Annotated in this window: 12 protein-coding genes; 3 read left to right on the top strand and 9 right to left on the bottom strand. The window is 70.9% G+C overall.

The genetic code is table 11. From position 1 onward, the window contains the following. Positions 1-41: 41 nt before the first annotated feature. The 3 genes from RISW2_RS12880 to RISW2_RS12870 form a co-directional block, all read right to left on the bottom strand. Positions 42-722 (bottom strand): sugar transferase, encoded by a 681-nt coding sequence (locus RISW2_RS12880; protein ID WP_084615383.1) that lies wholly within the window; start codon positions 720-722, stop codon positions 42-44. A 534-nt stretch (positions 723-1,256) separates the two neighbouring features. After that, positions 1,257-1,550 (bottom strand): hypothetical protein, encoded by a 294-nt coding sequence (locus tag RISW2_RS12875; RefSeq protein WP_043771824.1) that lies wholly within the window; start codon positions 1,548-1,550, stop codon positions 1,257-1,259. A gap of 237 nt (positions 1,551-1,787) precedes the next feature. Further along, positions 1,788-2,468: a sugar transferase gene (locus RISW2_RS12870; protein ID WP_043771823.1), complete on the bottom strand. Its 681-nt coding sequence runs from the start codon at positions 2,466-2,468 to the stop codon at positions 1,788-1,790. 532 nt (positions 2,469-3,000) lie between these two features. On the opposite strand from RISW2_RS12870, the gene RISW2_RS12865 reads away from it, so the two are divergent. Together RISW2_RS12865 and RISW2_RS12860 are read left to right on the top strand one after the other, a co-directional pair. Beyond that, positions 3,001-4,446, top strand: coding sequence for a mannose-1-phosphate guanylyltransferase/mannose-6-phosphate isomerase (locus RISW2_RS12865; RefSeq protein ID WP_043771820.1), 1,446 nt, complete (start codon positions 3,001-3,003; stop codon positions 4,444-4,446). A 31-nt stretch (positions 4,447-4,477) separates the two neighbouring features. Beyond that, positions 4,478-5,878, top strand: a complete 1,401-nt coding sequence (locus RISW2_RS12860; RefSeq protein ID WP_043771818.1) for a phosphomannomutase — start codon at positions 4,478-4,480, stop codon at positions 5,876-5,878. A gap of 4 nt (positions 5,879-5,882) precedes the next feature. Here RISW2_RS12860 and RISW2_RS12855 read toward each other — a convergent pair whose 3' ends face one another. Genes RISW2_RS12855 through RISW2_RS12840 form a run of 4 tightly spaced genes read right to left on the bottom strand, consistent with a single transcriptional unit; the run spans position 5,883 to position 12,584 of the window. Beyond that, a complete protein-coding gene (locus RISW2_RS12855) occupies positions 5,883-7,922 on the bottom strand; it encodes a membrane protein (protein ID WP_043771816.1) in 2,040 nt (679 codons plus the stop codon). Continuing rightward, complete coding sequence (locus RISW2_RS12850; protein WP_043771814.1) at positions 7,919-10,708, bottom strand: DUF4159 domain-containing protein; 2,790 nt, start codon at positions 10,706-10,708, stop codon at positions 7,919-7,921. Before RISW2_RS12850 ends, RISW2_RS12855 begins: the two co-directional genes overlap by 4 nt. Continuing rightward, positions 10,705-11,580 (bottom strand): DUF58 domain-containing protein, encoded by an 876-nt coding sequence (locus RISW2_RS12845; protein ID WP_043771812.1) that lies wholly within the window; start codon positions 11,578-11,580, stop codon positions 10,705-10,707. The genes RISW2_RS12850 and RISW2_RS12845 overlap by 4 nt, the downstream gene beginning before the upstream one ends. Continuing rightward, positions 11,577-12,584 carry an AAA family ATPase gene (locus RISW2_RS12840; RefSeq protein ID WP_043771810.1) on the bottom strand — a complete coding sequence of 336 codons (1,008 nt, stop codon included), beginning with the start codon at positions 12,582-12,584 and terminating at the stop codon, positions 11,577-11,579. The genes RISW2_RS12845 and RISW2_RS12840 overlap by 4 nt, the downstream gene beginning before the upstream one ends. A gap of 70 nt (positions 12,585-12,654) precedes the next feature. Between RISW2_RS12840 and RISW2_RS12835 the strand changes: the two genes are divergently transcribed. Beyond that, positions 12,655-13,245 (top strand): DUF1285 domain-containing protein, encoded by a 591-nt coding sequence (locus RISW2_RS12835; protein WP_043771809.1) that lies wholly within the window; start codon positions 12,655-12,657, stop codon positions 13,243-13,245. Here the strand turns inward: RISW2_RS12835 and RISW2_RS12830 are convergent. Both RISW2_RS12830 and RISW2_RS12825 read right to left on the bottom strand, forming a co-directional pair. Next, positions 13,242-13,568 carry a hypothetical protein gene (locus RISW2_RS12830; protein WP_043771806.1) on the bottom strand — a complete coding sequence of 109 codons (327 nt, stop codon included), beginning with the start codon at positions 13,566-13,568 and terminating at the stop codon, positions 13,242-13,244. The two genes, RISW2_RS12835 and RISW2_RS12830, sit on opposite strands and share 4 nt — an antisense overlap. A 105-nt stretch (positions 13,569-13,673) precedes the next feature. Further along, positions 13,674-14,492, bottom strand: a complete 819-nt coding sequence (locus tag RISW2_RS12825; RefSeq protein WP_043771804.1) for a sulfotransferase family protein — start codon at positions 14,490-14,492, stop codon at positions 13,674-13,676. Positions 14,493-14,502: the final 10 nt, after the last annotated feature.

The following is a 14,502-nucleotide window of genomic DNA, read 5'->3' as shown; positions in this document are numbered from 1 at the left end:
GCACTGGGAGGCCGGCGGCGCGGCCTGACCGCAGGGCGGCGTCACATGCCCGTGCGGTTCAGCACGGCCTGCGCCGTCCGCGCCAGGATCATGACGTCGTGGAGCAGCGTCACGCGTTCGACATAGGCCACGTCCAGCATCACGCGGTCAGCGTAGTCGAGCGCGTTGCGCCCCGACACCTGCCAGAGCCCCGTCACGCCGGGGCGCAGTGCCAGGTAGGCAGGCCGGTGCGCGCCGTAGAGATCGAGCTCGGCCGCCGTCACCGGGCGCGGCCCGATCAGGCTCATGTCGCCCTTCAGCACGTTCCAGATCTGCGGCAGCTCGTCGAGCGAGGTCGCGCGCAGCATCGCCCCCAGCCGGGTGATCCGCGGATCGCGGCGCAGCTTGCGGCCGGCCAGCCATTCCCGGCGTGCCGCCGGGTCGTCGCGCAGCAGAGCCTGCAGGCGGGCCTCGGCATCGGGCACCATCGTGCGGATCTTCCAGCAGCGGAAGGGCCGTCCGTTCCGCCCGACCCGGACATGGCCGAAGAATCCCGGCCCACCCTCGATCCGCATGCAGAGGTACAGGATCGCGATCAGCGGCAGGACGATCGGCAGCATGGTCAGCGACAGCGCGATGTCGAACAGCCGCTTGGGCATCCGCGCATAGGCGAGCCGCGACCCCGGGGCGCTCGCGACCTCGACGGACGCGCCGCAGCCGGCGTTCGTGTGCGAAAGGCTCATCTGGTCATTCCTGGAAATTGCGTCGGGTCGATCCCTGTCCGGTCGGTGCGGACACGCCGTTCCCGGCTCAGCCGACGTCGAGTTTCCTCATGGCCGGACAATCGACCTCCGCGAACATGCCAGGGACGGAACCCGTCCAGGGTTGAAATCCGACCGGGATGCGGAAGCCCCTGAATGTGGAGCGACCGACCGACGGGCGGCTCCCGGTCACCGCGTTGTGCTACATCACAACCTTCGTGCGCGCAGCCCTTTTCCGACAACCTCGGGGCGAAGTTGCCGCTTTTTTGCCATTTTTGGACTTCGCGTGCGCAATTTTCATGCGTATGGGGCGGCGGAATGGGTCTTTTCGGCCGGCCGGCGGCCCTGTCGGGGCGTCGCGGACGCCTGTCCGGCGCGGGGCGATTCCCTTGGGCCACGGCAATGACGGCGAAATCGGCGGCCTGCCCGCGAAGCGTCATGCGATCGAGGGATTGCGCCGTGACGGCCAATGCCTTTGCGGCCGGCGGGCAATCACGGGCTGCGGGTCCGTGTGCGTCAGCCGCGATCCCGGGCCACGGTTCCGACCGCGGCGCCCACCAGGACACCGATCGAGCCCACCACGGAGTAGAGCGGCAAGAACCACCAGAAGCTCAGGGAAAAGGCGACGATCAGGCAGATCGAGATGACCGCCGACAGCCCGGCGGCCGCCAGAACAAGCCCCAGCGGAAAGCCCTGTCGCGATTCGGTCCGGCAGGCGCCGGTGGATGTAGCGGCGCGGGGTGCCGACTTGCCGGGCCTTTCAATCCAGGTACTTGAATCGGTTCCGAAGACTCGCTTTTCCTGTCGCACACAACGCCTTTCCATTCGTACCCATGACGAATTGGCGCTGCCGAACGAAAGCGGTACCGAACCCGACAGCCCCGATCCCTTTCGCGACGCTACCCGGATTCCGGTAGAATTTCATGCACCGATATTCGGAACTTTACCGTTTTTTAAGAACTGTTACTGGCCGGAAGGGAAAAGGGTCCGGCACATGCATCGGTCGCGCACGCCGCGCGGCTGGCTCGGCCGCACTTGGGCGGGGGCCTATTTCCCGGTCCGGCCCAACACGGCGCCCGTGGTGCGCGCGAGGATGGCGAGGTCGCGCCGCAGCGAGAGGTTCACGAAGTAGCGCGTGTCGAGCGCCACGCGCTCCTGGTAGCTCAGGTCGTTGCGGCCCGACACCTGCCACAGCCCCGTGACGCCCGGGCGGAGGGCCAGGTAGACCGACTGGCGGTGGCCGTAGCGTTCGAGCTCGGTCTCGGTGATGGGGCGCGGGCCCACGAGGCTCATCTCGCCGCGCAGCACGTTCCAGATCTGAGGCAGCTCGTCGAGCGAGGTCCGGCGCAGCAGCCCGCCGATCGCGGTGATGCGCGGGTCGTCGTGCAGCTTGTGCTCGGCCTCCCACATCTGGCGGGCGGCAGGATCGGTGCGCAGGAGCTCGAGCAGGCGATCCTCCGCGTCGGGCACCATGGTGCGGATCTTCCAGCAGCGGAAGGTCTCGCCGTTGCGCCCGATGCGACGGTGCCCGAAGAATCCGGGGCCCCCGTCGCACCGTGCGAGGACGTAGAGCAGCGCGATCAGCGGCAGGATCACCGGCAGGATCACGAGGCACAGAAGGATGTCTATCACGCGCTTCGTGGAGCGGTCGTACAGGCGGCCCGAGAGCGGTCGGCGCACCCTACGGTCCGCAAGCTGCACGTCGCAGTCGATCCTGGCATCGGTCATGTCTTGTCCCCGTAACTGAGTGTGGGCCGGGCTGCAGCCCCCAAGGTTGTTTCTTACGGCATATACGTCCCGTGTAGGTTGCATATCGCGTCCGTGCAACGGTTTACATGCCGCATCGACCTCCCTGGCCTCGTGGGTGCGTACACATTCGTCAAACGTGCCCGTCACCTTCGACACCCCCTAGCCGGTTGATAATGCATCCGCGACACCCTGCGATGCCATCTTGACGCCGTGATGCGGTCGACTTGTTGCACTGCAGCGTAAACTTGCGATGAAGATTGCGGTTGTTTGCATTTGAGGCTTCCGAAAAGCGGCCTGCGCGGGCGGCGGTGCCGGCCGGAGGGCAAGCTAGGCCGCACCTCCACCGAATCGCGGGTTCCGTGGAGTCGGGCGCGGGACAGGCCGGATTCCATGCTGCGGCGCGACAACCGGTGCTGGCCTTGCGTCGGTGCTTTGGTATGGTGCTCATCGGCCGGCCGGTGCCGGCGCACGCGATTTGGGCAGATCACGGCGTATTGGACAGAAGGCATCCATGCAGAAAATTCATCCTGTCATTCTCTGCGGCGGCTCCGGAACCCGTCTCTGGCCGCTGTCGCGCAAGAGCTACCCCAAGCAGTTCACCCACCTCATGGGCGCCGAATCGCTCTTCCAGGGGACCGCGCTGCGGCTCTCGGGGGTGCAGGACGGTCTCTCCTTCGAGCGTCCGGTCGTCGTCACCAACTCCGACTTCCGGTTCGTGGTGACCGAACAGCTGGCCGGCGTGGGGGTCGATCCCGGGGCGATCCTGATCGAGCCCGCGGGGCGCAACACCGCGCCCGCCGTGCTCGCCGCCGCGCTGCACCTTCACGCGACCGATCCCGACGCCGTCATGCTGGTGGCGCCGTCCGATCACATGATCCGCAGCCCCGATGTGTTCCGGCAGGCGGTGGCGCGCGGGCTCTCCTCGGCCGCCGCGGGCCACCTCACGCTTTTCGGGATCGCGCCCGACCGCCCCGAGACGGGCTACGGCTATCTCGAGCTCGACGGTGCGGCGGGCGACGGCACCGTGCCGCTCAAGAGCTTCGTGGAAAAGCCCGACGCGGACCGGGCGGCTCAGATGGTCGCCAGCGACGCCTATCTCTGGAACTCCGGCATCTTTCTCTTCCGGGTGCGCGACATCGTGGCGGCGTTCGAGGCGCACGCGCCCGAGGTGGTGCCGCCCGTGTCCGCCGCGGTGGCCGAGGCCGAGGTCGACCTGGGCTTCCTCCGCCTCGCGCCGGCCCGGTGGAAGGACGCGCCCGACATCTCCATCGACTACGCGGTGATGGAAAAGGCGCAGGGCCTGCAGGTCGTGCCCTATAGCGGCGACTGGTCGGACCTGGGCGGCTGGGACGCCGTCTGGCGCGAGAGCGAGCGCGACGCGGACGGCAACGTGGCCGGCGCCGGCGCCACCGCCATCGACTGCCGCAACTCGCTGCTCCGCGCGGATTCCGAGCGGCTCGAGATCGTCGGCATCGGGCTCGACGACATGATCGCGGTGGCGATGAAGGACGCGGTCGTGGTGGCGCCCAAGGGGCGCGCGCAGGACGTCAAGAACGCCGTGTCGGCGCTGCGCGACAAGAAGGCCGAGCAGGCCGAGACCTTCCCGCTCGACCATCGCCCCTGGGGCTGGTTCGAGAGCCTCGTCGTCGGCACGCGCTTCCAGGTCAAGCGCATCCTCGTGCACCCGGGCGCCTCGCTCAGCCTGCAGTCGCATTTCCACCGGTCCGAGCACTGGATCGTGGTCGAGGGCACCGCGCGGGTGACCGTGGACGACGAGGTCAAGCTCGTGACCGAGAACGAAAGCGTCTACATCCCGCTCGGCGCGGTGCACCGGATGGAGAACCCCGGCAAGGTGCCCATGGTGCTGATCGAGGTGCAGACCGGCTCCTACGTGGGCGAGGACGACATCGTGCGCTACGAGGACATCTACGCCCGCGGCCAGGGCGCCAAGGGCTGAGCCCCGCACCGGCATCAGGAAGGACGCGACCATGGCACCGAAATTCGGCACGAGCGGCCTGCGCGGTCTCGTCACCGAGCTGACCCCGGACCTCGTCACCGGCTACGTGCGCGCCTTTCTCGCGGCCTGCCCCACGGGGGGCGGACTGCAGGTGGGGCGCGACCTGCGCGAAAGCTCCCCGGCGATCGCCGCCATCGTGGCGGAGGCCGCGCGCGGCGCCGGCGTGCCCGTGACCGAATGCGGCGTGCTGCCGACCCCGGCGCTGGCGCTCGCGGCGCAGCGGGCGGGGCAGGCGGCGGTGATGGTCACCGGCAGCCACATCCCGGCTGATCGCAACGGGCTCAAGTTCTACGTGCCCGCGGGCGAGATCAGCAAGGCCGAGGAACAGGCGATCCAGGGCGCGCTGGGCACCGGTGCGCCGGACGCGGACCGCGCGCCGCTCGTCGAGGATGCAGGTGCGGGCGACGCGTTCCGCGACCGCTACGTGACCGCCTATGGCGGCGGCGCGCTCCGGGGGCTGCGGATCGGCGTCTACCAGCACAGCTCGGTCGCGCGGGACATGCTGGTGGAGGTCCTCGGCGCGCTCGGCGCCGAGCCCGTGCCGCTCGGCCGGTCGGACAGCTTCGTTCCGGTGGACACCGAGGCGCTCGATCCCGCGACGCGCGGCATGCTGGCGGGCTGGTGCGCCGATCACCGGCTCGACGCGGTCGTGTCCACGGACGGCGACGCGGACCGGCCCATGGTCGCGGACGCCTCGGGCCGCGTGGTGCCGGGCGACATCCTGGGCGCGCTGACCTCCCGCGCGCTGGGCGCGGGCACGATCTGCACGCCCATCTCGTCGAATTCCATGGTGGTCGACCTCTTCGGCCCCGAGGCCGTGCACCTGACGCGGATCGGATCGCCCTACGTCATCGCCGCGATGGAGGCCGCGCTGGCCGACGATCCCGCGGCGCGCGTTGTGGGCTACGAGGCGAATGGCGGCTTCCTCCTCGGCTTCCCGGCCGAGGGTCCGGCAGGCACGCTCGAGCCGCTGATGACCCGCGACTGCGTGCTGCCCATCGTCGCGCCGCTCGCCGCCGCCGTGGCCGAGGGCCGCACTCTGGCGCAGCTGGTGGCGGCACTGCCGCCGCGCTTCACCGCCGCGGACCGAATCCAGAACGTCCCCAGCGAGGCGTCGGCGGCGTTCATCGCCCGGCTGGCCGACGACGCGGCGGCGCGCGCGGCATTCTTCGAGGCGGGCGCGCCCGAACGGGACACCGACCTGACCGACGGTCTGCGGGTATCGTTCGACACCGGCGCCGTGGTGCACCTCCGGCCCTCGGGCAACGCGCCCGAATGCCGGATCTACGCCGAGGCCGACAGCCCCGAGGCGGCCGAGGCGCTGGTCGCCACCCATTTCGCCCGCCTGGCCGAGGCCCTGCGCGGCGCCTGAAGTCTCACCGGCCCTCGCGCAGCCAGGCGCCGACGATCAGGCCCGAGGCCAGCATCAGCACCAGCCAGGCGGGCAGCGCCGGCACCTGCGTCACGTCCATCGTCTCGTAGGCGTCGCGCGCGGTCAGCCCGATCCAGCCGCGGCCCGCGGCGGGGCGTCCGGGCGACACCTCGCGCAGGTCCGGCACGCCGTCCTCGAGCCGCACCACGCCCCCCCGGGCAGGGGCCAGCACCGGTTCGAGCAGCTCGCCCGTGGCGATCGTCTGCTCGAGTTCCCGCGGCGCCGCGGGGCCGAGGCCCACCACCGCCGACTGCTCGCCCTCGCGAAGGCGGTAGAGCCCGATCTCCGGACCCTCGTAGACCGCCTCGAACCGGCCCGGCGAGGTCTCTTCCAGCGTGACCTCCTCGGTCTCGCCGTCGGGCCGCGTGATCGTGACCGGACCCACGCTGTCGCCCAGCGTCCGGCGGATGATGCGCATGCTCTGCCCGGTCGGTTCGGCCAGCAGCGTCTCCTCCTCGAGCTCGGGCTCCTTCATCATCCAGTGGGCGAGCCGGCGCAGCAGGTCGAGCTGCGGCCCGCCGCCCTCGTACCCGCGCGACCAGAGCCAGGCCTGGTCCGATCCCATGAGCGACACGCGCCCCTCGCCTACCCGGTCGAGGATCAGCAGCGGCCGGCCGTCCACGCCGGACATGACCACGTCCCCGGCCTCGGACGGCGACAGGTCCACCTGCCGCAGCCAGCGGCCCCAGGTCTCCTCGCCGGCGAGCCCGGCCGTGACCGGGTGGCGGTGGCCGAGATCGGTGATCGTGGGGCGGTAGGCTTCCTCGACCACGCGCGCGGTGGGCGCGGCCGGCATGATCTCTCCCAGCGGCGAGCGGTAGAGGCTGTCGGCCGAGGCGAAGTCCGGCCCCGCCGCGACCAGCACCGCGCCGCCGTTCTCGACATACTGGCGCACGTTGTCGAGGTAGATCGAGGGCAGGATCCCGCGCCGCTTGTAGCGGTCGAAGATGATCAGGTCGAAATCGTCGATCTTCTCGAGGAACAGCTCGCGGGTGGGGAAGGCGATCAGCGACAGCTCGTTCACCGGCACGCCGTCCTGCTTTTCCGGGGGGCGCAGGATGGTGAAATGCACGAGGTCGACGGAACTGTCGGATTTCAGCAGGTTCCGCCAGGTCCGCCCGCCCGCGTGCGGCTCGCCCGAGACGAGCAGCACGCGCAGCCGGTCGCGCACGCCGTTGATCTGCACGAGCGCGGTGTTGTTGCGCGCGGTGATCTCGCCCTCCGCCTCGGGCACCGAGAACTGGATGACGTTGAGCCCGCCATGGGGCAGCGTGATGGGCAGGTCGAAGCTCTGCCCGATGGGGATGGTGAAGGTCTGCGGCTCGGCGCCGTCGACGGAGATGTCGATCGTCGTCTCCTCGGCCGGTGGTGGCGCGCCCTCGTCCTCGACCCGCACGGTCAGCGTCACCGGTTCGTCGAGGATGGCAAAGGCCGGCGCGTTCTCGACGATCAGCCGGCGGTCCCAGTCGTCCTCGCGGCCCGTCATCACCAGGTGCATGGGCGCCGGCAGGTCCGGCGCGCGGTCGAGGTCGTGCACCCGCCCGTCGGACAGGAGCACGATGCCCGCGATGCGCGCCTGCGGCTCCTCCGCCAGCGCCTCGGACACCGCGGTCATGAGCAGCGTGCCGGCGTTTTCCTCGCCGTCGCCCACCTCGATCCGGCGCAGCTCGGTGTTGGGGCGCTCGGCGATCTCCGCGGCAAGCTCCTCGGCCGCCGCGTCCGTCGTCTCGGCCCGGTCGGCCAGCCGCTGCGAGGCCGAGCGGTCCTCGACCATCAGCACGATGTCGGTAAGGGGCGCGCGGTCCTCCACCTGCCAGGACGGCTGCGACAACGCCGCCACCAGCACCGCACCGGCGAGCGCCCGCAGCGCCCAGCCCGAGAGCCCGCGCCAGAGCGCCAGCGCCACGCCCAGAAGGGCGACGCCGCCCAGTGCCGCGATGGCGGCCCAGGGCAGCAGGGGATCGAAGACGAGCGTTCCGTTCATTGGCCGAGCCTGTCCAGGAGGGCGGGCACATGCACCTGGTCCGACTTGTAGTTGCCGGTCAGCACATGCATCACGAGGTTGACCCCGAAGCGGAACGCGATCTCGCGCTGGCGTTCGCCCGCGAAGCCGCGGCCGATCGGTGTCGTGGGCTGGCCGTTCTCGCCGACCGCCCAGGCGGCGGCCCAGTCATTGCCGCCGATGACCACCGGGGTCACGTTGTCGTTGAGGTTGCGGAAGGGCATGCCCTCGACGAATTCCGCGTCGGCGGGCGCCGCCTCGACCCAGACGTCGCGGCTGGCGTAGCGGCCGGGAAAGTCCTGCAGCAGGTAGAAGGTCCGCGTCAGCACGTGGTCCTGCGGCACCGGCTCGAGCGGCGGGATGTCGAGCGGCGCCGCCAGGTCCTGCAGCTTGCGCCCGTTGGGCGAGGCCGCGCCAAAGCTCGCGATGTCCGCGTCCCGCGTGTCGAACAGGATCATGCCGCCCGAGCGAAGGTATTCGTTGAGCTTGGCATAGGCCTCGGCCGACGGTGTCGGCTGGTCCGGCGTCACCGGCCAATAGAGCAGCGGGAAAAAGGCGAGCTCGTCCGTCTCGAGATCGACGCCCATCGGGTCGGAGGGTTCGACCGAGGTGCGGAAGAACAGCGTGTCGGACAGGCCGCGCAGGCCCGCCGCGGCCAGCGAATCGAGCTCCGCATCGCCGGTCAGGACATGCGCCAGCGTCACCTCGGACGTGGCGGCGATGGCGAAATCCACGTCCGCGCCCTGGGAGTCGCCCGTCTCCTGCGCGCGCGCATGGCCGGGCATCAGCAGCGCGAGCGCGACCAGCGCCGCGGCTGTTCCGGCGGTCGCGCGCGCGCCGCGCAGGCGCCCCGACAGCGCGAGCGAGGCCAGCACGTCGGCGAACAGCAGCACCGTGGCGAGCGCGATCAGCCAGCCCGCGAGCGGCGTCTCCTCCGGCCCCGCGAGCCCGCGCACCGGCACGTCGTCCGGCCAGACGGCGGGGCGGATCTCGGTCTCCGCGGTGACCACGTTGCGCGCGAGGCTGCGGTCCTCGCCCTGGTAGAGCCCCGGCTGCAGGTCGGGCCCGAGCGCCCCCGTGGCGAGCGCCGCGCCGTCGACGCCGGGCAGGGTGCCCGCGTCGCGCAGCGTGCCGAAGGCGTCGAGCACCATCTGCGGCTCCCAGGTCGTGCCCTCGAGCTCGGCCGCCTCGGGTTCGGCCGGCATCGACGACACCGCCAGCCGTTCCAGCATGTCGACGAAGAGGACCGACAGCGGCAGCGACGACCATTCCGCGTTCGCGGTCACGTGGAACAGCACGACCTGCCCCTGTCCCACGCGCTTGCGGGTCACGAGCGGCGTGCCGTCGGTCAGCTGCGCGATCACCCGCTCGGCGAGCGTCGGGTCGGGCTGCGCCATGACCTGCGCGGTCACGGTCACGTCCGGCGGCACGTCGAGCCCGAAGAACGGGCTCTCGGCATCGAAGGGCGCCAGCGTCTTCGGCTCGCCCCAGCTCATGGCGCCGCCGACGCTGCGTCCGCCCGCGCGCAGGCGGACCGGCATCAGCGGGTCCTCCTCCTCGCGGCTGAGCTCGGAGCCCGCAAGCCGCGGGCCGGCGAAGCGCAAGAGCATCCCGCCATCCTCGACCCAGTCGAGCACCTCCTCCTCCTCGCCGCCGAGCGCGGCCACGTCCGCAAGCACGATCACGTCCGGGTTCGCGGGCAGGATGTCGGGCAGGGCGCCGTCGATCAGGTCGGCGGTCGGCTCGAGGGCGCGTTCGAGGTAATGCAGCGGCGACAGGAGCTCGAGCCCCTCGCGGTTCTCGCTCCCGGCGATCAGGGCGACCTCGCGGCGGCGGAGCGAATCGTCGGACAGGGTCAGCGCCCCTGCCGATGCCGTGCCGACGACCTCGAACCGTTCGACCCGCGCCCGCAGCTCGGCGGGCAGCGACAGCTCGCCCTCGGCCAGCACGGCGCCGTCGGCAAAGGTCACGGGCAGCGCGGCCAGCTCGGCGGGGGCGCCCGAGGGGTCGCGCCCCTGCGCCACCACGCGCACCTCGCGTTCGGGGCCGGGCCGCAGCCGCTGCAGCGACAATGCCACGTTGCCGTCCTCGAACCGCGCGGGAGCGAGGGCAAAGAGCGTCTCCGGGCTCTCGTAGACGGTGACCGACCCCCGACCCTGCAGCGCCTCGAGCAGGGGCGTGCGGCTCTCCCGCGCGATCCCGTCCGAGAACCAGAGCGTGTCGAACGCGCCCTCGGGCAGAAATTCGATCGCGCGCCCCGTGCGCTCGGCGTCAGGCTCCCAGGGCCGAGGGATCAGCCCCGTGATGCGGGACGCGACCGTGTCCGCGGCGGCGAAGGTCGTCGCTTCGGGTTCGGTCAGCCGCAGGACGGCGGCGGGCCGGTCCTCGCGGCCCGCGCGCGCCAGCACCGCGCCGAGCGCGGTCTCCTGGGCGCGCCACGCCTCGGCGCTGGCCCAGCTCGCGTCCATCACGATCAGGAGCGGCGCCGCGCCGGCAGCCTCCTCGTCGGTCTCGGGATTGAGGACCGGGCCGGCCAGGCCCAGGATCACCGCCGCCACCGCCAGCATCCGCAGGAGCAGGAGCCACCACGGCGTGCGGTCGCTCACCTGTTCCTCGTCCCGGAGCCCGAGCAGCAGCACGACCCCCGGGAACAGCCGCCGGATCGGCGCCGGCGGCACGGCGCGCAGGATCACCCACAGCACCGGAAGGGCGAGAAGGCCCACGAGCAGCCAGGGCGTCGTGAATCCGAGCGCGCCGAAAAGGGTCATCCATGGCCTCCGTCCATCGCGCGCCAGATCCACAGCATGGCGTTCTGGGCGCTGTCACCGGTGTGGTGGCACTGGTACTGCCAGCCGGTCAGCCGGCAGAGCGCGTCGAGTCGCCCCTTCCGCTCGGCCAGCCGGTCGAGATAGCGGCCGCGCAGGTCGCCCGCCTTGAGCGTCTCGTGCGCGACCGACCCGCCCACCGACTGGAAGATCGTGCGCCCCTCGAACGGGAACGCCTCTTCGCTGGGGTCGAGCACCTGCACCAGGACGCCGCGCACGCCGCGGTCGGCGGCCTTGGTCAGCGCCGCCTCGACCGGTGCGATGTCGCCGAGAAAGTCCGACACGAACAGCGCCCGCGCATGCGGCAGCATGCCCCGCGCCTCGGGCGCGCCGTAATCGTCGGCGCCGTCGTCGCTCAGCGCCGCGGCCAGCCGCGCGATCTGCGGCCTGCCGCCGCGCGGCGGCAGCGACCAGCCGGTCAGGCCCACCCGTTCGCCCGCGCGGATCAGCAGGACCGTCGTCGCAAGCGCCAGGAGCCGCGCGCGGTCGGCCTTGCTGGGCAGGTTCCGGCCCGAGGTGAAGCGCATGGACGCGCCCTGGTCGACCCACAGCAGCACGCTCTGCGCGATCTGCCATTCGCGGTCGCGCACGAATTGCGAATCGCCCCGCGCCGAGCGACGCCAGTCGATGGCGCGGTAGCTGTCGCCGGCCGCCATGGGCCGGTACTGCCAGAAATCGTCCCCGAGCCCTGCGCGCCTGCGGCCGTGATCGCCCAGAAGGACGGTGCCCGCGAGCTGTTCGGCCCGGGCGAGAAGGGCGGGGAGTCTGCTGGCCTCTTCCTCGGCGTGCTGGCGAAGGGTCGGGGCCGTCGTCACGCCGCCGCCTCGGTGCGCACGAGCGCCCCCGCGACATCCTCGATGAACCCGCCGAGATCCTCGCCCCGCGCCCGCGCCGAGAAGGTCAGCGCCATGCGGTGCACGAGCACGGGCCGCGCCATGTCGATCACGTCCTCGGGCGAGGGCGCGAGCCGGCCCTGCAGCAGCGCGCGCGCCCGCACCGTCAGCATCAGCGCCTGTGCCGCCCGCGGCCCGGGGCCCCAGGCGACGATGTCGCGCACGCGGTCGGAGGCCGAGGGATCGGACGGACGGAACGCGCGCACGAGGTCGAGGATCATCTCGACCACGCGGTCGCCCACCGGCATCCGTCGCAGCAGCCGCTGCGCCGCCAGCAGCGAGCGGCCGTCGAACACCTGGTGCGCCTCGGCCTCCTCGGTGCCGGTGGTGGCGAGCAGGATGTCGCGCTCGGTCTTGCGGTCGGGATAGGCCACGTCGATCTGAACGAGGAAACGGTCGAGCTGCGCCTCGGGCAGGGGGTAGGTGCCCTCCTGCTCGATCGGGTTCTGCGTCGCCAGCACGTGGAACGGCAGGTCGAGCGCGCGGGTCTCGCCCGCGACGGTCACCTTCTTCTCCTGCATCGCCTGCAGCAGCGCCGATTGAGTCCGCGGGCTCGCGCGGTTGATCTCGTCCGCCATCAGCAGCTGGCAGAAGATCGGCCCCTCGATGAACTTGAACGCGCGCGCGCCGTCCGCGCCGGTCTCCAGCACCTCGGAGCCCAGGATGTCCGCGGGCATCAGGTCGGGGGTGAACTGCACCCGGTTGCCGTCGAGGCCCATGACCGTCGACAGCGTCTCGACGAGCCGCGTCTTGCCGAGCCCCGGCAGGCCGATCAGCAGGCCGTGGCCGCCGCAGAGGAGCGCCGACAGGGTCAGGTCGACCACGCGCTCCTGGCCGATGAAGCGCCGGGTGATCGCCGCCTTCGCCTCGGCGAGCTTCGCCTCCAGCGCCTCGATCTCGGCGACCAGGTCCTCGGTCTCGGCCATGACAACGCTCCTTGTCGGGTTAGGTCTTGAGTGAGAAATGGTATCGTGACTGGGAGAAATGGCAAAAGCGATGAGTTCACAAAATTCCGTGACGCCCTCCGCCGAGGGGATTGCCGCCCATGCACGCGCCGCGAAGGGCCGCGGCCTGCCGCCCGTGCACAAGTGGAATCCGCCCTTCTGCGGCGATCTCGACATGCGCATCGCCCGTGACGGGACGTGGTTCTACCAGGGCAGTCCCATCGGGCGGATCGAACTGGTGCGGCTCTTCTCGTCGATACTCAAGCGCGAGAACGGTAAATATTTCCTTGTGACACCTGCCGAGAAGGTCGGCATCACCGTCGAGGACGCGCCCTTCGTCGCCACCGACTTCGAGGTCGAGGGGGACGGCGAGACGCAGGTGCTCACCTTCGTGACCCATGTGGGCGACCGCGCCGCCGCCGGTCCCGACCACCCGATCCGGGTGGAACGCGACCCCGAGACCGGCGAGCCGTCGCCCTACGTGCTGATCCGCCACGATCTCGAGGCGCTCATCGACCGCAAGAGCTTCTACCGGCTGGCGGAGATCGGCGCGCATCACGGGCATGACGGGCAGGACTGGTTCGGCCTCTGGTCCGGCGGGCGATTCTTCCCGATGATTCCCTCGGCCGAACTGCCCGACTAGCGGCGCGACAGGGGCGTGCGGCGCGCGCGGCCCGCGGGGACGCGGACCGGGATCGCCACGAGGTCGGACCGCAGGCCGCCGCGCGGGCCGTCCCCGCCCGCATCCTCGGCCATCAGCAGGACGCGCACGCTGGCCTGCGCGCCGGTGAACACGATCCCGTTGAAGAACCACAGCAGGAAGAGCGCCAGAGGACCCTCGGCGGTCCCGGCGATCAGGTGGCCCAGCCCGGCGATGTCGCCCCAGGCCAGCGCACCCACGAAAACCGCGGCGAGGGCGAAGCCCACGACCGCGCATTGCACGTAGAAGGAAACCAGTCGGGGCATTTCACGGATACTCCTGCGGCATGACATGACCGGCTTCTGCCGGCAGCCTTCCTTGCGGAAGATAGCGCAGCCGCGGCCCTCCGCATAGGGGCCGCCCGCGCGCGGTCAGTCCCCGAGCTTGGCGTGGACCTCGTCGAGGTCGATCTCGCCCGTGGGCATCTTGTTGGCAGGGTTCTCGAAATCGTAGCGGAAGAGCTCGAAGTCGCGCTTGTAGATCTCGTAGACGAGATGCATCGACAGGTCATCGAAATAGGCCTCGACCGGGTGCGCGCGCTTCGGCCCGTGCCCCTCGCTCTCGTTGAAGCGCGGGATCGCCGCGAGGTCGACGCGGTGCGGCGTGCGGGTCCGGTCGAGCACGGCCTGCATCCCCTCGTCGAAGCGCTCCGTCCAGAAGATCGAATCGTAGCGCCCGCCGTTCACGATGAAGGTCGACACGTGCCCCGACACCGCCGACCAGTGGATGTCGGGCTCCATCGGGCGGCGCCAGCGGATCGTGTCGCGCACGAACAGCAGGAAGCGGCGGAACGACCGCACCTGGTCGAACGGCTCGCGGCCGTCCTCGCCGCCGACCTCGATCCCGTATTTCTGGATCAGCAGCGGCACGAGGTTCCCGCGGTAGCGCCGGCCGTTGCGCTGGATTCCGCAGATCTTGTCGAAGAACGACGACAGGATGCGGGTGTAGGGATTGCGCACGCAGGTGAAGGCGTAGGACGACCGCGTCTTCACGTTGGCGCGGATCGGTGCCTGGCTCTCCTCGCGCGCCCACTTGTGCAGGCCGTCCTCGGCGTCGTGGATGTCGCCGTCGAAGAACCGGCCGTGGTCGGAATAGTACATGATCTGGCCGATGGTCGAGCAGGCGCATTTCGGGACCACCCGGTACACCATGCTCTCGCTCTCGGTCATCCAGGTGCCGGGAAAGCCCATCGCCCGCCAA

This window comes from Roseivivax isoporae LMG 25204, from assembly GCF_000521865.1.
GTDB lineage: Bacteria > Pseudomonadota > Alphaproteobacteria > Rhodobacterales > Rhodobacteraceae > Roseivivax > Roseivivax isoporae.
This window is presented reverse-complemented; position numbering and strand designations above follow the sequence as displayed.